The sequence below is a fragment of the Klebsiella sp. ME-303 genome, from assembly GCF_007910085.1.
In the GTDB taxonomy this organism is placed as follows: Bacteria; Pseudomonadota; Gammaproteobacteria; order Enterobacterales; family Enterobacteriaceae; genus Klebsiella; species Klebsiella michiganensis.
In genome coordinates, this window is record NZ_VOJB01000102.1 from 13,588 (window position 1) to 33,193 (window position 19,606).

The 19,606-nt window shown below is 58.1% G+C and carries 16 protein-coding genes; 6 read left to right on the forward strand and 10 right to left on the reverse strand.

Annotated elements, in window-relative coordinates:
- The first annotated feature begins 13 nt into the window (after positions 1 to 13).
- The 3 genes from kefF (at position 14) to folA (ending at position 3,082) form a co-directional block, all read left to right on the forward strand.
- Complete coding sequence (gene kefF / locus FQK12_RS24205) at positions 14 to 547, forward strand: glutathione-regulated potassium-efflux system oxidoreductase KefF (protein ID WP_004098522.1); 534 nt, start codon at positions 14 to 16, stop codon at positions 545 to 547.
- Complete coding sequence (gene kefC / locus FQK12_RS24210; RefSeq protein ID WP_014227889.1) at positions 540 to 2,405, forward strand: glutathione-regulated potassium-efflux system protein KefC; 1,866 nt, start codon at positions 540 to 542, stop codon at positions 2,403 to 2,405. Before kefF ends, kefC begins: the two co-directional genes overlap by 8 nt.
- Positions 2,406 to 2,602: 197 nt before the next feature.
- Complete coding sequence (gene folA / locus FQK12_RS24215) at positions 2,603 to 3,082, forward strand: type 3 dihydrofolate reductase (RefSeq protein WP_004098524.1); 480 nt, start codon at positions 2,603 to 2,605, stop codon at positions 3,080 to 3,082.
- A 40-nt stretch (positions 3,083 to 3,122) separates the two neighbouring features.
- On the opposite strand, the gene apaH is transcribed toward folA, so the two are convergent.
- The 6 genes from apaH to lptD form a co-directional block, all read right to left on the reverse strand.
- Positions 3,123 to 3,971 (reverse strand): bis(5'-nucleosyl)-tetraphosphatase (symmetrical) ApaH, encoded by an 849-nt coding sequence (gene apaH, locus FQK12_RS24220; protein ID WP_014227890.1) that lies wholly within the window; start codon positions 3,969 to 3,971, stop codon positions 3,123 to 3,125.
- 3 nt (positions 3,972 to 3,974) lie between these two features.
- Positions 3,975 to 4,352 carry a Co2+/Mg2+ efflux protein ApaG gene (gene apaG / locus FQK12_RS24225; protein WP_004098526.1) on the reverse strand — a complete coding sequence of 126 codons (378 nt, stop codon included), beginning with the start codon at positions 4,350 to 4,352 and terminating at the stop codon, positions 3,975 to 3,977.
- Positions 4,353 to 4,354: 2 nt separating this feature from the next.
- Positions 4,355 to 5,176 (reverse strand): 16S rRNA (adenine(1518)-N(6)/adenine(1519)-N(6))-dimethyltransferase RsmA, encoded by an 822-nt coding sequence (gene rsmA / locus FQK12_RS24230; RefSeq protein WP_014227891.1) that lies wholly within the window; start codon positions 5,174 to 5,176, stop codon positions 4,355 to 4,357.
- Complete coding sequence (gene pdxA, locus FQK12_RS24235; protein ID WP_014227892.1) at positions 5,173 to 6,153, reverse strand: 4-hydroxythreonine-4-phosphate dehydrogenase PdxA; 981 nt, start codon at positions 6,151 to 6,153, stop codon at positions 5,173 to 5,175. The genes rsmA and pdxA overlap by 4 nt, the downstream gene beginning before the upstream one ends.
- Positions 6,154 to 6,274: 121 nt before the next feature.
- Positions 6,275 to 7,561 (reverse strand): peptidylprolyl isomerase SurA, encoded by a 1,287-nt coding sequence (surA, locus tag FQK12_RS24240; protein ID WP_004098530.1) that lies wholly within the window; start codon positions 7,559 to 7,561, stop codon positions 6,275 to 6,277.
- Between the two features lie 53 nt (positions 7,562 to 7,614).
- Entirely contained in the window at positions 7,615 to 9,957 is a 2,343-nt protein-coding gene (lptD, locus tag FQK12_RS24245) for an LPS assembly protein LptD (protein ID WP_014227893.1), read from the reverse strand.
- A 244-nt stretch (positions 9,958 to 10,201) separates the two neighbouring features.
- Here lptD and djlA point away from each other — a divergent pair, with 244 nt between their 5' ends.
- Complete coding sequence (djlA, locus tag FQK12_RS24250; RefSeq protein WP_014227894.1) at positions 10,202 to 11,029, forward strand: co-chaperone DjlA; 828 nt, start codon at positions 10,202 to 10,204, stop codon at positions 11,027 to 11,029.
- Positions 11,030 to 11,059: 30 nt separating this feature from the next.
- On the opposite strand, the gene FQK12_RS24255 is transcribed toward djlA, so the two are convergent.
- A complete protein-coding gene (locus tag FQK12_RS24255; protein WP_014227895.1) occupies positions 11,060 to 11,758 on the reverse strand; it encodes a response regulator in 699 nt (232 codons plus the stop codon).
- Positions 11,748 to 13,373, reverse strand: a complete 1,626-nt coding sequence (locus FQK12_RS24260; protein WP_014227896.1) for a sensor histidine kinase — start codon at positions 13,371 to 13,373, stop codon at positions 11,748 to 11,750. Before FQK12_RS24260 ends, FQK12_RS24255 begins: the two co-directional genes overlap by 11 nt.
- A 322-nt stretch (positions 13,374 to 13,695) precedes the next feature.
- Between FQK12_RS24260 and FQK12_RS24265 the strand changes: the two genes are divergently transcribed.
- Complete coding sequence (locus FQK12_RS24265; protein ID WP_004098535.1) at positions 13,696 to 15,051, forward strand: 2-hydroxycarboxylate transporter family protein; 1,356 nt, start codon at positions 13,696 to 13,698, stop codon at positions 15,049 to 15,051.
- Between the two features lie 168 nt (positions 15,052 to 15,219).
- On the forward strand, positions 15,220 to 15,759 hold the full coding sequence (gene citX / locus FQK12_RS24270; protein ID WP_004098536.1) for a citrate lyase holo-[acyl-carrier protein] synthase: 540 nt from the start codon (positions 15,220 to 15,222) through the stop codon (positions 15,757 to 15,759).
- An 81-nt stretch (positions 15,760 to 15,840) separates the two neighbouring features.
- Here the strand turns inward: citX and rluA are convergent, their stop codons facing one another.
- Positions 15,841 to 16,500: a bifunctional tRNA pseudouridine(32) synthase/23S rRNA pseudouridine(746) synthase RluA gene (rluA, locus tag FQK12_RS24275; protein WP_014227897.1), complete on the reverse strand. Its 660-nt coding sequence runs from the start codon at positions 16,498 to 16,500 to the stop codon at positions 15,841 to 15,843.
- 12 nt (positions 16,501 to 16,512) lie between these two features.
- Positions 16,513 to 19,419 carry an RNA polymerase-associated protein RapA gene (gene rapA, locus FQK12_RS24280; RefSeq protein WP_014227898.1) on the reverse strand — a complete coding sequence of 969 codons (2,907 nt, stop codon included), beginning with the start codon at positions 19,417 to 19,419 and terminating at the stop codon, positions 16,513 to 16,515.
- Positions 19,420 to 19,606 lie beyond the last annotated feature (187 nt).

Here is a 19,606-nt window from a genome sequence, read left to right on the forward strand (position 1 = left end):
CGCAGGCTAATCAATGATCCTCATAATTTATGCGCACCCTTATCCGCAGCACTCGCATGCGAATAAGCGGATGCTTGAGCAGGCAGGGACGCTTGACGGCGTCGAGATACGCTCTCTCTATCAACTTTACCCCGATTTCAATATCGATATCGCTGCCGAGCAGGCGGCGCTGGCCCGTGCCGATCTGGTCATCTGGCAGCATCCGATGCAGTGGTACAGCGTGCCGCCGCTGCTCAAGCTGTGGATGGACAAAGTGCTGGCGCACGGCTGGGCATACGGGCACAACGGTATCGCGCTGCGCGGTAAATCGCTGATGTGGGCGGTGACCACCGGCGGCGGCGAAAGCCACTTTGATATTGGTTCCTTTCCCGGTTTCGACGTCCTGGCGCAGCCGCTGCAGGCGACCGCGCTGTATTGCGGCATGAAATGGCTGCCGCCGTTCGCGATGCATTGCACTTTTATCTGCGATGACGAAACCCTTCAGGCGCAGGCGCGCCACTACCGTCAACGTTTAATCGAATGGCAGGAGGCGCACAATAATGGATAGCCATACGCTGATACAGGCGCTGATCTATTTAGGATCCGCCGCGCTGATCGTGCCGATTGCCGTACGCCTTGGGCTGGGGTCGGTGCTCGGCTACCTAATTGCCGGCTGTATTATTGGCCCGTGGGGGCTGCGGCTGGTCACCGACGCCGAGTCGATTTTGCACTTCGCGGAAATCGGCGTGGTGCTGATGCTTTTCGTTATCGGTCTTGAGCTCGATCCCCAGCGGCTGTGGAAACTGCGCGCCTCGGTGTTCGGCGGCGGGGCGCTGCAGATGGTCGTCTGTGGCGTGCTGATTGGCCTGTTCTGCATGTCGCTGGGTCTGCGCTGGCAGGTTGCCGAGCTGATTGGCATGACCCTGGCGCTCTCCTCAACGGCGATCGCTATGCAGGCGATGAACGAACGTAACCTGACGGTTACCCAGCTGGGCCGCAGCGCCTTTGCGGTGCTGCTGTTCCAGGATATCGCGGCCATTCCTCTGGTGGCGATGATCCCGCTGCTGGCGGCGAGCGGCGGCTCGACGACGCTGGGCGCGTTTGCGCTCTCGGCCCTGAAAGTAGCGGGCGCGCTGGCGCTGGTGGTGGCGCTCGGACGCTATCTGACCCGGCCGATGCTGCGTTTTGTCGCGCGCTCCGGCCTGCGTGAAGTCTTCAGCGCCGTGGCGCTGTTCCTGGTGTTTGGCTTCGGGCTGCTGCTGGAAGAGGTCGGGCTGTCGATGGCGATGGGGGCCTTCCTCGCCGGCGTGCTGCTGGCGAGCTCGGAGTACCGCCACGCCCTGGAGAGCGACATTGAACCGTTTAAGGGCCTGCTGCTGGGGCTGTTTTTTATCGGCGTCGGGATGTCTATCGACTTCGGTACCCTGGTGACGCATCCGCTGCGGATCCTGATTCTGCTGGTGGGATTCCTGGTGATTAAATCCCTGATGCTGTGGCTGATCGCCCGGCCGTTAGGCGTTCCGCGCGCCCAGCGCCGCTGGTTTGCGGTGCTGCTGGGGCAGGGGAGCGAATTCGCCTTTGTGGTCTTCGGCGCGGCGCAGATGGCCGATGTCCTGGACGGCGAATGGGCGAAGGCGCTGACCCTCGCGGTGGCGCTATCAATGGCGGCCACGCCAATCCTGCTGGTGCTGCTGACCCGCCTGGAGAAATCCGCCAGCGGCCAGGAGCGCGAAGCCGATGAAATTGACGAAGAGCAGCCGCGGGTGATTATCGCCGGCTTTGGTCGTTACGGGCAGATCGCCGGCCGCGTACTGCTCTCCAGCGGGGTGAAGATGGTGATTCTCGATCACGATCCTGACCACGTCGACACCCTGCGTAAATTTGATATGAAGGTGTTCTACGGCGATGCGACGCGGGTGGACCTGCTGGAGTCGGCGGGGGCGGAAAAGGCGGAAGTGCTGATTAACGCCATCGACGATCCGCAGACGAACCTGCAGCTGGCGGAGCTGGCAAAAGAGCATTTCCCGCATCTGCAGATCATCTCCCGCGCCCGCGATGTCGATCATTACATCAAGCTGCGCCAGGCCGGGGTCGAAGCGCCGGAGCGTGAAACCTTCGAAGCGGCGCTGAAGTCCGGACGCATGACGCTGGAGGCGCTGGGCCTGGGCGCCTACGAGGCCCGCGAACGGGCCGATCTGTTCCGCCGTTTCAATCTGCAAATGGTGGAAGAGATGGTGGCGATGGCGGAAAACGACGCGGCTTCCCGGGTGGCGGTATTCAAGCGCACCAGCGATATGCTGACCGGCATTATCAACGAAGACCGCAATCATTTATCGCTGGTTCAGCGTCACGGCTGGCAAGGAACGGAAGAGGGACGGCATACCGGTGACATCGCCGATGAGCCGCAAAATAAGCCCTCGGCATAAGGGAGAATTCAGGGTGTTACGTTAGCTTTACAAGTAACATTTTGTTTTCAATTTAAATCCTGCCTGGCGGCTCACGGGGCTTACGTGGGCTCGCCAGCAAATCTTAAAATTTTCTGATTCTTTACTCTTCGCCCAGTCGACGAAGTATTACGCTTTCCGTATAGTGGCGACAATTTTTTGCATTCGGGAATTATTCAATGATCAGTCTGATTGCGGCGTTAGCGGTAGATCGCGTCATTGGTATGGAAAACGCCATGCCATGGAATCTGCCTGCCGATCTCGCCTGGTTTAAGCGCAATACCTTAAACAAACCGGTAGTGATGGGACGTCTTACCTGGGAATCCATCGGTCGTCCGTTACCGGGGCGTAAAAATATCGTGATTAGCAGCCAGCCCGGCACCGACGATCGCGTGCAGTGGGTCAAATCGGTAGATGAAGCCATTGCCGCCTGCGGCGACGTGGAAGAGATGATGGTGATCGGCGGCGGACGCGTGTACGAGCAGTTCCTGCCGAAAGCGCACAAGCTCTATCTGACCCATATTGATGCGGAAGTGGAAGGGGATACCCACTTCCCGGATTACGATCCGGATGAGTGGGAGTCGGTATTCAGCGAGTTCCACGATGCCGATGCGCAGAATTCCCATAGCTACTGCTTCGAGATTCTGGAGCGCCGCTAAGGTTTTCCCCGGTGACGTTCGCTCACCGGGGTGACTCTCTTCAGGAGGCGATCGCCTCGCCTTCATCAAGATTGCTCTGCCGGTTCGATCGCTGCGTGAAGTACGTTTTATCTTCCCAGCGCAGGCAGGTCAGATCGCCGCCCCAGCAGCAGCCGGTATCCAGCGCGTAAATCCCTTCCGGCGTGCCTTTCCCTTCCAGCGAAGCCCAATGACCGAAGGCAATGCTGTACTCGCTGGCCACCGGCCCGGGAATAGCAAACCACGGCTTGAGCGGCGCGGGCGCGTTTTCCGGCGCCTCCTTGGCGTACATATCCAGCTGCCCGTTCGGGAAGCAGTAGCGCATGCGGGTAAAGGCGTTGGAGATAAAGCGCAGGCGCGCCAGGCCGCTGAGTTCGTTGCTCCAGTTGTTCGGCATATCGCCGTACATCGCATCAAGGAAGAACGGATAGGAGTCGCTGGCAAGTACGGCTTCCACATCGCGGGCGCACTGTTTGGCGGTTTCCAGATCCCACTGCGGGGTGATCCCGGCATGGGCCATGACCAGCTTTTTCTCTTCATCGATTTGCATCATCGGCTGACGACGCAGCCAGTTGAGCAGATCGTCGGCGTCCGGCGCCTCAAGCAGCGATTTCAGCCGATCCTTGGGTTTATTGCGGCTAATGCCCGCAAAGACCGCCAGCAGGTGCAGGTCATGATTGCCCAGAACGAGGCGTACGCTATCGCCAAGCTGTTTCACGAAACGCAGTACTTCGAGCGAACCGGGGCCGCGCGCGACCAGGTCGCCCGTGAGCCACAGCGTATCAGTCTCAGGGTTAAACTCCACCTGCTCTAATAATGCGATCAGTTCATCGTAGCAACCGTGAACGTCGCCAATAAGGTATGTAGACATGTTTTAATGGATGAGAGTGGGTACTGCGAGACGGAAAACAGGGATTTCGATGGTGAACGGCGCGCCGTTCACATCGATCATCGCATAATGTCCCTGCATGGTGCCCAGCGGCGTTTCAATGACCGCGCCGCTGGTATATTGATATTCGCCGCCGGCCGGAATATGCGGCTGCTCGCCGACCACGCCTTCACCCTGGACTTCGGTCTCACGACCGTGGCCGTTGGTGATAAGCCAGTAGCGGCCAAGAAGCTGAACCTGCGTCCGCCCCAGATTGCGAATGGTCACGGTATAAGCGAAGACGTAGCGCTCTTCTTGCGGAGAAGATTGCGATTCGATGTAGACGCTTTGCACCTGTACACAAACTCGGGGCGAATTAATCATGGTTAGCTCTCCTTGGTGGGCGCGTTCTCAGATAACCAGTTAGCTAGCTGACAGTACTGCGCTACGGAAATATTCTCTGCGCGCTTCGCCGGATCGATGCCCAGTTCGGTCAGAACCTCAACGCTGAACAGGTTGCCGAGACTGTTGCGGATCGTTTTCCGACGCTGGTTAAAGGCTTCCGTCGTGATACGGCTCAGTACGCGCACTTCTTTCACCGGATGCGGCAGCGTGCGGTAAGGCACCAGACGCACCACGGCGGAATCGACTTTAGGCGGCGGCGTAAAGGCGCTCGGCGGAACTTCAAGCACCGGAATGATCTGGCAGTAGTACTGCGCCATTACGCTTAACCGACCATACGCCTTACTGTTCGGCCCGGCAACCAGGCGATTGACGACCTCTTTTTGCAGCATAAAGTGCATATCGGCAATGGCATCAGTATAGCTGAACAGATGGAACATCAGCGGGGTCGAGATGTTGTACGGCAGGTTGCCGAATACGCGCAGCGGCTGGCCCATGTTCTGCGACAGCTCGCCGAAGTTCATGGTCATCGCGTCCTGCTGATAAATCGTCAGCTTAGGTCCGAGGAACGGATGCGTCTGCAGACGAGCGGCCAGGTCGCGGTCCAGCTCGATAACGGTGAGCTGGTCGAGGCGTTCACCGACCGGTTCGGTCAGCGCGGCGAGGCCGGGGCCGATTTCAACAATCGCCTGGCCTTTTTGTGGATTGATGGCCGAGACAATGCTGTCGATCACAAACTGATCGTTGAGAAAGTTTTGCCCGAAGCGTTTACGGGCTAAGTGGCCCTGATGGACTCGATTATTCATTGAGTATTAACAATCATTTTAATGGCGAGATTAAGCGCCGTGATAAAACTGCCGACTTCCGCTTTCCCCTGGCCCGCAAGTTCAAGCGCGGTGCCGTGGTCAACGGAAGTGCGAATAAATGGTAAACCGAGCGTAATGTTCACGCCGCGGCCAAAGCCCTGGTATTTTAGCACGGGCAGGCCCTGATCGTGATACATCGCGAGTACCGCATCGGCTTGGTCGAGGTATTTCGGCTGAAACAGGGTATCCGCCGGCAGCGGGCCGCTGAGATTCATCCCCTTCGCGCGCATCTCTTCGAGCACCGGAATGATGGTATCGATCTCTTCCATCCCCATATGGCCGCCTTCGCCCGCGTGCGGGTTCAGGCCGCAAACCAGCACGTGCGGGTTGCTGATACCAAATTTGGTGCGCAGATCGTGATCCAGGATAGTGATGATTTCCCGCAGCAGCTCAGGGGTAATCGCATCGCTTATCGCTTTTAGCGGCAGGTGAGTGGTCACCAGCGCCACGCGCAGCGCTTCGGTCGCCAGCATCATCACCACTTTACTGGCCTGCGAGCGCTCTTCAAAGAACTCGGTATGACCGGTAAAGGCGATCCCCGCATCGTTAATAATGCCCTTGTGCACCGGCCCGGTAATCAGCGCGGCGAATTCGCCGTTCAGGCAGCCATCGCAGGCGCGGGCCAGCGTTTCCACCACGTAGCTGCCGTTGCTGACGTTGAGCACGCCCGGTTCAACCGGCGCGTTGAGCGCGACGGGGAGAAGGGTCAGGGTACCTGCACGCTGCGGCGTAGCGGGAGCGGTGGGGTTGTAAGGCAGAAGCGATAAAGGAAGACCGAGCAGGTTCGCCCGGTCAGACAGCAGAGCGCCATCGGCGCAGATCACCAGCTCTACCGGCCAGTCGCGCTGCGCAAGCTGCACAACGAGGTCGGGGCCAATCCCGGCGGGTTCACCGGGAGTGATAACAACTCGATTCATACACGTCATCCTTCAGGCGGTCTCTTACTGGCTGCGCTTCGTCGCCCCCGTCAGAGACCGGGGCGATTTGCTCAGCCGCCTCGATACACCCTGAGCGATGTTGTGTATGAGGCTAATGCAATTAGTTGCTCAGAACCTTCACGTAGGCGCTGGCGCGCTGTTCCTGCATCCAGGTCGCCGCTTCTTCAGAGAACTTACGGTTCATCAGCATGCGGTAAGCACGATCTTTTTGCGCGGCGTCGGTTCTGTCGACGTTGCGGGTATCCAGCAGCTCAATCAGGTGCCAGCCGAAGGAGGAGTGAACCGGAGCGCTGGTCTGGCCTTTATTGAGGCGCAGAATGGCGTCGCGGAAGGCCGGATCGAAGATATCCGGCGTCGCCCAGCCTAAATCACCGCCCTGGTTGGCAGAGCCCGGATCTTCAGAGAACTCTTTTGCCGCTTTGGCAAAGGTGGTTTTTCCACTCTTAATATCCGCCGCGATCTGCTCCAGCTTCGCCCGAGCCTGATCGTCGTTCATGATCGGCGACGGTTTCAGCAGGATATGGCGAGCGTGAACTTCGGTCACGGAGATGTTCTGGCTGCCGCCGCGCATATCGTTAATTTTCAGGATATGGAAGCCCACGCCGGAACGTATCGGGCCGACGATATCGCCTTTTTTCGCGGTGCTCAGCGCCTGGGCGAAGATGCCCGGCAGTTCCTGAATCCGGCCCCAGCCCATCTGGCCGCCTTTCAGCGCCTGCTGGTCGGCAGAGTAGGTGATAGCCAGTTTGCCAAAGTCCGCGCCGCTGCGCGCCTGCTGAACCACTGAATTGGCCTGATCCTGAGCCTCTGCCACCTGCTCGGACGTTGGGTTTTCCGGCAGCGGGATCAGTATGTGGCTGAGATTCAGCTCGGTGCTGGCGTCGTTCTGATCGCCAATCTGTTTGGCCAGGGTTTCAACTTCCTGCGGCAGAACGGTGATACGACGACGGACTTCGTTGTTACGTACTTCCGAAATCAGCATCTCTTTACGAATCTGATTACGGTAGGTGCTGTAGTTGATACCGTCATAGGCCAGACGGCTGCGCATCTGATCCATGGTCATGTTGTTTTGTTTGGCGATGTTGGCGATGGCCTGGTCGAGCTGATCGTCAGAGATCTTCACGCCCATTTTCTGGCCCATCTGCAGGACAATCTGGTCCATGATCAGACGCTCAAGGATCTGATGACGCAGGGTGGCGTCATCCGGCAGCTGCTGCCCGGCCTGGCCGGCGTTCAGTTTTACCGATTGCATCAAGCCATCGACGTCGCTTTCAAGAACAACGCCATTATTGACGACAGCCGCTACTTTATCGACAACCTGTGGGGCAGCGAAACTGGTATTCGCGATCATGGCGATACCGAGAAGCAGCGTTTTCCAGTTCTTCATACTTTTTCCATTTCAATTAACCGCAATTGCGGATTACGTGTAAACCAGCCACATCACAGGGAGCTCTGGTACGGTAAAATGTTCGAACGCAGCATCTGCTGGGTGCCGAGACCGTAGTTGGAGCTCAGGCCGCGCAGCTCAATGTTAAAGCCGAAGGTGTTGTCGTATTTGCTTTCGCTGCTGCTGTTATCCCAGCCGTTGATCTTACGTTCATAGCCGACGCGGATAGCGTAGCAGCAGGAGCTATACTGAACCCCTAACATCTGGTTCGCTGACTTTCTGGTATTCGTGTCGTAGTAATACGCGCCGACGACTGCCCAACGATCGACGATTGGCCAGCTGGCGGTCATCCCCACCTGCGAGATACCATCTTTGTACTGCTTAGCGGTGGAATAAGACGGCAGGGTCGCCTGAATGTATTCCGGGCTCGCATAACGATAGTTAAGTTGTACTAAACGGTTTTCGTCGCGACGGTATTCCACGGTTCCGCTGCCGGTTGCGACGTTATCCAGACGCGTATCGTACTGAATTCCCCCGCGTAAACCCCAGTCATCGGCGATGCGCCAGTAGGTATCGCCAGCCCATACCAGTGAACCTCGCGTGTCGTTGTTCTCCCAGTTGATGTTGTCGTCACCGGTACGTGCCTCGGTGAAATAGTAGATTTGACCAACGGAAATATTAAAACGTTCAACGGCGGCGGCATCATAAACGCGAGATGTGACGCCGGTGGAGACCTGGTTGGCGGAAGCGATACGGTCGAGGCCGCTATAGGTACGGTCGCGGAACAGGCCGCTGTAGTCCGACTGCAGCAGGGTTGAGTCGTAGCTGCCGATCTTGCTCTGGTCACGATAGGGGATATACAGATACTGCATCCGCGGCTCAAGCGTCTGGGTATAGTTCTCCTGCATATCGCGCTCGAAAACCATTTTACCATCGACTTTAAACTGCGGCATGACGCGGTTAACGGAGTCTTTGTAATCGGTACCGTTGGCCGCATTGTAGTCATCAAGGTTGCTTTGCTGGTAATGGGTTGCCAGCAGTTTTGCCTCAGTATTGATGCTTCCCCAGCCGTTAGACAGCGGCAGATTGATGGTTGGCTCGAAGTGAACGCGCGTTGCTTCCGGCATTCTGCTGTTCGAGTTAACAAAATGCACCGCCTGGCCATAAAGATGGGTATCAAACGGGCCGACATCGTTCTGGTAGTAGTTCACGTCCAGCTGCGGCTCGGCTGAATAGGCGTTGCTTGAGTCGCGGTTAAAGACCTGGAACTGCTTGGTCGATACGGTGGCGTCAAAGTTCTGATTCGCGTAGCCGGCGCTGAGCTTCTGCGTCGCGTAGCCATCGGTACTGGAACCGTATTTAGAGCTGAAGTCGTTAAAGTAGTCCGGGTCGCTGACTTTGGTGTAGTCGGCGTTGAAGCGCCACACCTGGTCTACGACGCCAGAATGGTTCCAGTAGAACAGCCAGCGGCGGCTATTGCTGTCGCCAGAGTGATCGTCCTGGTAAATTTTATCCGAAGGCAGGTAGTCGAACTCGATTAGGCCGGTTCCTGCTTTGGTCAGATAGCGGAATTCGTTCTCCCACATGACGCCGCCGCGCTTGCTCATATAGTGCGGCGTCAGCGTGGCGTCGAAGTTCGGGGCGATGTTCCAGTAGTAAGGAAGATAGAACTCGACGCCGTTTTTGGTGCTGTATTTGGCGTTGGGGATCAGGAAGCCCGAACGACGCTTGTCGCCCACCGGCAGCTGCAGGTAGGGACTATAAAAAATCGGTACGGAACCGAGCTTGAAGCGGGCGTTCCAGATCTCAGCGACCTGTTCTTCGCGGTCGTGGATGACTTCACTGCCGACCACGCTCCAGGTGTCAGAGCCCGGCAGACAGGAGGTGAAGCTGCCGTTTTCTAAGATGGTATAGCGGTTTTCACCGCGCTGTTTCATCAGGTCAGCGGTACCGCGCCCCTGACGGCCAACCATTTGGTAATCGCCCTGCCAGACGTTGGTATCTTTGGTGTTCAGATTCGACCAGGCTTTCGGCCCTTTGAGGATCACCTGATTGTCATCATAGTGAACGTTGCCGAGGGCGTCGACCGTGCGCACCGGCTGCGGCTGGCCCGCGGCCTGCTGCTGGTGAAGCTGCACTTCATCGGCCTGCAGTCGGCTGTTCCCCTGATTGATATCAACGTTGCCGGTAAATACGGCGTTATCAGGATAGTTGCCTTTCGCATGATCGGCATCGATCGTCACCGGCAGGTCGTTGGGTTTCCCTTCAACCAAAGGACGATTGTAGCTTGGTACGCCAAGCATACACTGCGTGGCGAGATCGGCAGCGAGGCCCTGTTGGCTATACAAGGCGCTGGCAATCATGGTGGCCAGGAGGCTGGGAATACGTTTTTTCATACGTTGTATTTGTTGTTCCGTCATCGTGTGGCAGCGGCTTGCAAACGGTCAGAGCCTAACGTACTCGTCTAAATCGCGCTAGTGTTAATCCTGCCCGTTTCGAGCCCGAGCGTTAGGCACCGTGTAGAATGACGAGTATGATAAAGCAAATTATAGGCTATGTCCCACAATTGACCGAGGCGTAAACGCTTTGTAACGTGCGGTCAGATATAGCTTAACTGGCGGCAGAGAGATTGGGGAGTCTATGCAGTATTTGGGTAAAATAATTGGCGTTGCGGTTGCGTTGATGATGGGCGGCGGCTTTTGGGGCGTGGTGCTGGGCTTCTTAATCGGGCATATGTTTGACCGCGCGCGCAGCCGCCGGCTGAACGTCTTTGCTAATCAGCAGGAGCGCCAGTCGCTGTTCTTCTCGACGACGTTTGAAGTGATGGGGCATCTGACCAAATCGAAAGGGCGGGTCACCGAAGCCGATATTCAGGTCGCCAATTTGCTGATGGATCGCATGAACCTGCACGGCGAAGCGCGTACCGCGGCCCAGCACGCGTTTCGCGTAGGGAAATCAGATGATTACCCGCTGCGGGAGAAAATGCGCCAGCTGCGCAGCGTCTGCTTTGGGCGTTTTGATTTAATTCGGATGTTTCTGGAAATTCAGCTGCAGGCGGCTTTCGCCGACGGCGAACTGCATCCCAACGAACGTGACGTGCTGTTTGTGATTGCCGACGAGCTGGGCATCTCCCGCGCTCAGTTCGAACAGTTCCTGCGCATGATGCAGGGCGGGGCGCAGTTTGGCGGCGGTTCGCAGCAGCAATCTTACGGCCAGCGCGGCGGCAACGCCGGCTGGCAGCAGGCGCAGCGCGGGCCAACCCTTGAAGATGCCTGCAATGTGCTGGGCGTCAAACCGACCGACGATGCCGCCACCGTCAAGCGCGCCTATCGTAAGCTGATGAGCGAGCACCATCCGGATAAGCTGGTGGCGAAAGGGCTACCGCCGGAAATGATGGAGATGGCTAAGCAGAAAGCGCAGGAGATCCAGAAAGCCTGGGAACTGATTAAAGAGCAGCGCGGCTTCTAAACGACCGGCCTCTCCCGGGTGGGAGAGGCGTCACGATACGCTGGCGGCGCGGCGGTACATACGCCGCGGATGGCCAATCTTGCCGTACAGCATTTCCACCTCCAGAAAGCCGATTTCCACGCAGTGCTCCAGATAGCGACGGGCCGTGGTTTTGCTCAAGCCAGCCTCGCTCACCACGTCATCAACCGAAAAGCAGCGCTCTTCTTCGCCGATAAACAGGCTCTGCACCAGCGCCAGCGTTTTTTCTTCAATGCCTTTACTGCCGCTATCGGCTCGGTAGTTTTTAGCCTGCAGCTGATACAGCGAATCCACGTTCTGCTGGTCGACGATTTTCCATTCGCGCTGCTGATCGTAGAACTGCACGAACCGTTCAAGGGACTGGCTCAGGCGCTTCCATGATACCGGCTTAAGAATGTAGTCGAAGGCGCCGTTGCGGATTGCCTGGCTACAGGTTTCCATGTCGCTGGCGGCGGTGATAAAGATCACCGAGCAGTTAGCATGGGCCATAATAGGGTCGTTCATCAGGGTGACCCCTTTGCCGTCCGGCAGGTAGTTATCCAGCAGCACCAGCTGCGGCGGTCTGGCGTTGAGTATCTGCCGCGCCTGGGCGAGAGAGGCCGCCGTGCCGGTCAGCCGCATGCGCGGGTGTTTCTGGATAAGCTCGGCGTGCAGCCGCGCCAGTTCGCTTTCATCTTCAACGATCAGGACATCGACCAGGTCATGATGCATAGTGCGTCTCTTCTTGCGGATGGGCTGGCCCGCTGGCGGGAATAAACAGCGTGAAAATCGCCCCGCGCGGCGCGTTGTCGGCCACTTCAATCGTGCCGCCAGCCTGGGTGACATAGCGCTCAATAAGATACAGTCCAATACCGTGATCGCCGCGGGTTTTGGTGGTGACGCCGCGCTCAAATATATGCTCGCGGATCTCCGGACGAATACCGACGCCGCGATCGGCGACTTCAATCATTAATTCCCGGGCGTTGAGCTGAATCAGGATCTCGACCGGTTCGTGCGGCAGTTCGGCGCGCTGGGTGGCTTCAATGGCGTTATCCAGCAGATTACCGATGATAGAGATAAGCTCGGACTCCATCAACGACGGCAGCGGGCGGTCGATGCGGCAGGCCGGGTCAAAGCTCAGCTCAACCCCTTTTTCCCGCGCGCGGGCGGCTTTACCCAGCAGCAGGCCGCACAGCGTCGGCGAATTAAAGTGCGATGAAATAAAGTCCAGCAGCTCCTGGGCATGCTCCGACTGCGCCTGAATATAGCGAATCGCCTCATCATAGTGGCCCATATGCAGCAGGCCGGAGAGGGTCGTCATCCGGTTGAGCTGTTCATGGCGCATGATGCGCAGATTATCAACGTAGCGTTTTACCTGGCTGAGCTGGGCGCTCAGGGAGTTGATTTCATCGCGGTCGCGGAAGGTGATCACCCAGCCCTGGAGCGCATTCTCCAGCATGATTCGCACCCGGCTGGCGAGTACCGTCAGCTGATTAAAACGGCACAGCTCGTCGTGGGTATCGCTTTCGAACATCTCTCCGCCGGCGAAAAACGGCTGCGGCGTAATGACGCTATCGATAGACTTACCGCGCAGCTGGTGCGCGGGCTGGCTCAGTCCGAGCAGGCTGCGGGCGGCGTGGTTTATCACTTCAATACGCCGGTGATGGTCAATCACAATCACCCCTTCGTATATCGACTCCATCATCGCTTTTTGCTGACGTACCAGCAGGCCGATTTCGCGCGGCTCCAGCGAGAAAATTTGTTTCTTAATGCTGCGGGTGAAGTACCAGGAGAAGATAAACAGCGCGATAAGCAGCAGCACCGCGGCGATGAAAATATTGATGACTTTTGCCAGCGTGATGCTGTCGAGATAGCTGGTGAGGTAGCCGACGGAGACAATGCCAACGACCCGACCCGCGTCATCGAAAATGGGCGCTTTGCTGCGCAGGGAAATACCGAGTCCCCCTTTGCGGATGGTGGTCGTGCTTTTCCCCTCAAGTACCGGCTGGTTATCGCCGCCAACCAGCCGCGTGCCGACCCACTCCGGATGGACAGAGTGAAACAGATGCACGCCCCGCTTATCGCCAATGACGATAAAACTGGCGTCGCTGTGGGCGGCGATATTTTGCATAAAAGGCTTTGTCGCCAGCGCGTCTTCACGCGCCACCTGCTGACGTAAATCCGGCATCAGCGCGATTTCTTCTGCCTGTATTTTCGCGCGGGCGCTCATTTCCTGATAAAGCTGATGGCTGGCGTCGAAATAGTAATACACGCCCAGCAGCGCAAACAGCACTGAGAAAAAAGCGACCAGCGAAATGAACAGCTTAAACTGAAATGAAACCTTCATAAGTATAATGCACAGTATCAGGGATACGGCAGCGTATCATTTTTTCGCTGCCGGCATCGTGGCTGAGGGAAACCGGTGAACGTCACAAGAGCGTCCGGGAACCACAATTATCCGCTGGCGGGGAATTTATCAAGGTTAATCAGGCGCTGGATTTAAAAACCTTAAAAACCACGGCAATAAATCAGAGCGGTTTCACAATAATAATAGAAACCATAAAAACCATAGTGACCATTAAAACTTCTTTTTTAATCTGCCGATCCTCACATTAACTCCGCACGTGGCCCTCTAACCTGAAAAGTAATAATAACCAGAGGGCTTAATTATGAGCACCACAGACAATGCATTCTCTGCAACCATCGACCCTATTAATACGCCGAAACCCGCGCTTAAGCAGCGCTGGTGGCATATCCTCGATAACTGGAAAGTCGGTATTATCCCGCTGCCGCTCTTTTTGCTGGCCGGCGGCCTGATCGCGCTGGACTGCCTGGGCGGCAAGCTGCCGAGCGATATCGTCGTGATGGTAGCGACGCTGGCCTTTTTCGGTTTTGCCTGCGGCGAATTCGGTAAACGGCTGCCGGTACTCGGCAAGCTCGGCGCGGCGGCCATCTGCGCGACCTTCATCCCTTCTGCGCTGGTGCATTACGGCCTGCTGCCGGAGGTGGTGGTGGAGTCGACCACCAAATTCTATAAGTCGACCAACATTCTTTATCTTTATATCTGCTGCATTATCGTCGGCAGCATTATGAGCATGAACCGCACCACGCTGATTCAGGGTTTTCTGCGGATTTTCTTCCCGATGCTGTGCGGCGAAATCGTCGGCATGGTGGTCGGCGTCGGCGTCGGTACCGCGCTGGGGCTGGAGCCGTTTCAGGTGTTCTTCTTTATCGTCCTGCCGATCATGGCCGGTGGCGTTGGCGAGGGGGCGATCCCGCTGTCGATTGGCTACGCCGCGCTGATGCATATGGATCAGGGCGTGGCGCTTGGGCGCGTGCTGCCAATGGTAATGCTGGGCAGCCTGACGGCGATCGTTATCTCCGGCTGTTTGAACCAACTGGGCAAGCGTTTCCCGCATTTGACCGGGGAGGGGCAGCTGATGCCGAACCGCCGCAACGAGACGCATCGCGAAACGCCCGCCGAGGGCAAAATGGACGTGACAACGCTGGCCTCCGGCGCGCTGCTGGCGGTGCTGCTTTATATGCTGGGTATGCTGGGGCAGAAGACCATCGGCCTGCCCGCGCCGGTGGGCATGCTGTTCCTCGCGGTGCTGCTGAAGCTGGTGAACGGCGTCTCTCCGCGCCTGCAGGAAGGTTCGCAGATGGTGTATAAGTTCTTCCGCACGGCGGTCACCTATCCGATTCTGTTTGCCGTCGGCGTGGCGATCACCCCATGGCAGGAGCTGGTCAACGCCTTTACCGTGACCAATTTGCTGGTGATTATCAGCACCGTAACGGCGCTGGTGGCGACCGGTTTCCTGGTCGGCAAAAAGATTGGCATGTACCCGATTGACGTGGCGATTGTCTCCTGCTGCCAGAGCGGTCAGGGCGGTACCGGCGACGTGGCGATTCTGACCTCCGGCAACCGCATGAACCTGATGCCGTTCGCGCAGATCGCAACCCGGATCGGCGGCGCGATTAATGTTTCGCTGGGTCTGCTGTTCCTCAGTCACTTTCTGGCCTGATTTAACTTTTTTATAACCGCTAAGTCTGCTTTTTCGTGCTAAATGGCGCAGAAAATATCTGCGCCCCGTCTCCAAAACAGGGATCGTTTAGCGATACAATCAGCGCCATTATTCGCGACTGCGACGGCAGCCTGTCCGCTGCCTTTTATTAAGTGAGGAGAGAAACAAATGTCAGTGGATACTCTCGCCCGTGAGGGCGTAAGCATGGAAGCGCTGCTGGCGGCGAAAGAGCAGCGCGCCGCGCGCCAGGCCGACTGGTTAGCCCATTATCAGCGGCCGGTGATTTCGCTGACCCTGGTGACGCCGGGCGCGGTGAAAGACAGCATTCGCTACCGTAATATGATGGGGGTGGCGCTGCAGGCCTGCGATCAGATGCTGTGGAAACACCGCTGGCAGACGCTGGATCGCCAGGTGCTGTGGCTGCCGACCGGGCCGGAAGCGCTGTGGTGCGTCGATCACGCCGCCAGTGAAATCAAAGCCTTCTGTACCGATCTTGAGCATACCCATCCGCTGGGCCGCCTGTGGGATATTGACGTCATTTGCCCGAAAAATGGCCTGGTTGGCCGTCAGTCAATGGGGGAGAACCAGCGCCGCTGCCTGCTGTGCGACGAGCCCGCGCACGCCTGCGCGCGCAGCCGCCGTCATGACACCGGGCAGGTTGTGGCCCGCGTTGAGCAGATGATTGATGCGTGGTTTGCCCGCGACTGACGCCCGTTTTCCGCGGCATTGATGAGCGAGGAGTTGCCCGGGTGAGCCGCTGGCGGCACGACCCGGGACAGAGAGGTACGGTCAGAAGTCGATCGGCGCGCGAAACGTCATCGTATTACCGAAAGCGGGGTGGGTGATGGTCAGCGTTTCGGCGTGCAGCAGCAGACGCGGCGCCAAGGCCAGCGCTTCCGGCGACGCATAAAAGCGGTCGCCAAGAATCGGATGGCCCAGCGCCAGCATATGCACGCGCAGCTGATGCGAACGCCCGGTAATCGGCTTCAGGCGCACGCGGGCGGTGTTGTCCGCCGCCAACTCCAGCACTTCATACTCGGTTTGCGCCGCTTTGCCGGTTTCGTAACACACCTTCTGCTTTGGCCGGTTCGGCCAGTCGCAAATCAGCGGTAAATCCACCAGACCCTCGGTTTTCTCCGGATGCCCCCAGACGCGGGCGACGTACTGCTTTTTCGGCTCCCGTTCGCGGAACTGCCGCTTCAGCTCGCGCTCTGCCGCTTTGGTCAGGGCCACCACAATCACGCCGCTGGTCGCCATATCCAGCCGGTGCACCGACTCGGCCTGCGGGAAGTCGCGCTGAACGCGCGCCATCACGCTGTCTTTGTGCTCGGCAAGCCGGCCCGGCACGGACAACAGGCCGCTTGGCTTGTTGACCACCATAATGTGCTCATCCTGGTAGAGGATAACCAGCCAGGGATCCTGCGGCGGATTGTAGTTTTCCATCGCCATATTCGCGTTCCGTTACTGGTGGGTGACCACGATTAAGCGCAGCGCATCCAGGCGCCAGCCCGCCTGCGCCAGCGCGTCCATAACCTGCTGACGGTTGCTCTCGATAGCCGTCAGTTCATCATCGCGGATGTTCGGGTTCACGGCGCGCAGCGCTTCAAGGCGCGACAGCTCGGCCGTCAGCTTATCGTCGGCTTCTTTACGCGCGGCGTCGATCAGCGCCTGGGCCGCTTTGGCTACCTGCCCTTCGCCCTGCTGTAAAATCGCGTGGACGTCCTGCTGGACGGCGTTGACCAGCTTGCTGCCGGTGTGGCGGTTAACCGCGCTCAGCTGACGGTTGAAGCTTTCGAACTCCACCTGACCGGCGAGGTTGTTGCCGTTTTTGTCGAGCAGCATGCGCACCGGCGTCGGCGGCAGGAAGCGGTTGAGCTGCAGATGCTTCGGCGCCTGCGCTTCAACGACGTAAATCAGCTCCAGCAGCAGAGTACCTACCGGCAGCGCTTTATTCTTCAGCAGCGAAATGGTGCTGCTGCCGGTATCGCCGGAGAGGATCAGATCCAGACCGTTGATAATCAGCGGATGCTCCCAGGTGATGAACTGCGCGTCTTCGCGGGACAGGGCGACGTCACGCTCAAAGGTAATGGTGCAGCCATCTTCCGGCAGGCCCGGGAAATCCGGGACCAGCATATGGTCGGAGGGGGTCAGGACAATCAGATTCTCACCGCGATCGTCCTGGTTGATGCCGACGATATCAAACAGGTTCATGGAGAAGGCGATCAGGCTGGTGTCGTCATCCTGTTCTTCAATGCTTTCCGCAAGCTGCTGGGCTTTTTCTCCGCCGTTGGAGTGGATCTCCAGCAGACGGTCGCGGCCCTGTTCCAGCTGCGCTTTCAGCGCTTCATGCTGCTGGCGGCAGGCTTTGATCAGGTCGTCGAAGCCGTCGGTATTTTCCGGCGTGGCAAGATAGTTGATCAGTTCGTTATGCACGCTGTCGTAGACGGTACGGCCGGTCGGGCAGGTGTGCTCGAACGCGTCCAGGCCTTCGTGATACCAGCGCACCAGCACCGACTGGGCGGTTCTTTCCAGATAGGGAACGTGGATCTGAATATCGTGAGCCTGGCCGATACGGTCAAGACGGCCGATACGCTGCTCCAGCAGATCCGGGTTGAACGGCAGGTCGAACATCACCAGATTGCTGGCGAACTGGAAGTTGCGGCCTTCGGAGCCGATCTCAGAACACAGCAGCACCTGAGCGCCGGTATCTTCCTCGGCGAACCAGGCGGCGGCGCGGTCGCGTTCGATAATCGACATCCCTTCGTGGAACACCGCGGCGCGAATGCCTTCGCGCTCGCGCAGGACCTGCTCCAGCTGCAGCGCGGTGGCCGCTTTGGCGCAGATGACCAGCACTTTCTGCGAGCGGTGGCTGGTGAGATGGCCCATCAGCCATTCAACGCGCGGATCGAAGTTCCACCAGGTGCCGGTATCGCCTTCAAATTCCTGATAAATTTGCTCCGGATAGAGCATGTCGCGGGCGCGCTCTTCGGCGGTTTTGCGGGCGCCCATAATGCCGGAAACCTTAATGGCCGTCTGGTACTGGGTCGGCAGCGGCAGACGAATCGTATGCAGCTCGCGTTTCGGGAAACCTTTGACGCCGTTACGGGTGTTGCGGAACAGCACGCGGCTGGTGCCGTGGCGGTCCATCAGCATCGACACCAGCTCCTGACGAGCGGCCTGGGCATCATCGCGATCGCTGTTGGCGGCCTGCAATAATGGTTCAATATCCTGTTCGCCGATCAGATCGCTCAGCGCGTTCAGATCGGCGTCGCTCAGCTTATTACCGGCCAGCAGCAGGGCGACCGCGTCGGCAACCGGACGGTAGTTCTGCTGCTCTTCAACAAACTGGGCGAAGTCGTGGAAACGGTTGGGGTCGAGCAGGCGCAGGCGGGCGAAGTGGCTCTCCATTCCCAGCTGCTCCGGCGTCGCGGTGAGCAGCAGAATGCCCGGCACGCATTCGGCCAGCTGTTCAATCGCCTGATATTCCCGGCTCGGGGCGTCTTCGCTCCAGACCAGGTGGTGCGCTTCATCAACGACCATCAGATCCCATTCGGCTTCGCACAGGTGTTCCAGGCGCTGCTTGCTGCGGCGCACGAAATCCAGCGAACAGATCACCAGCTGTTCGGTTTCGAACGGGTTAATCGCGTCGTGCTGCGCTTCGGCATAGCGCTCATCGTCAAACAGCGAGAAGCGCAGGTTAAAGCGGCGCAGCATTTCCACCAGCCACTGGTGCTGCAGGGTTTCCGGGACGACGATCAGGACGCGTTCCGCGGCGCCGGAGAGCAACTGCTGATGCAGGATCATCCCGGCTTCAATGGTTTTACCTAAACCTACTTCATCCGCCAGCAGGACGCGCGGCGCGTGGCGGCGGCCAACGTCGTGGGCGATATTCAGCTGATGCGGGATCAGGCTGGTGCGCTGGCCGCGCAGGCCGCTCCACGGCATGCGGTACTGTTCGCTCTGGAATTTACGCGCTCGATAGCGCAGGGCGAAACGATCCATACGGTCGATCTGTCCGGCGAACAGACGGTCCTGCGGTTTGCTGAAGACCAGCTTGCTGTCGAGGAGCACTTCACGCAGGGTAACGTTGGCTTCCTGGGTATCGAGGCGGGTGCCGGTGTAGGCCAGCAGACCGTTCTCTTCATTAACTTCGTCAACCTGGAGTTGCCAGCCTTCGTGGCTGGTGATGGTATCGCCCGGGTTAAACATCACGCGGGTGATTGGGGAGTCGTTGCGTGCGTACAGACGGTTTTCGCCGATGGCGGGGAAAAGCAGGGTCACCATGCGCGCGTCCAGCGCAACGACCGTCCCTAATCCCAGTTCGCTCTCTGTGTCGCTAATCCAGCGTTGACCAAGTGTAAAAGGCATATATGTTCGGCTCTTTAGTTCTTTGATTGCAGGCAATAGTTGAGCATCTCCATGGAGAATCGGAGATACGTCAAAATTGGGTCCAGGAATGGAAAGGGCGCTATATTACTGGATGGCGGAACGTTCGTCACGTCCTCCTCACCCTTCATTTTGCGGCTTTTGCGCCAGCGGAATGAGTGAGAAAAAA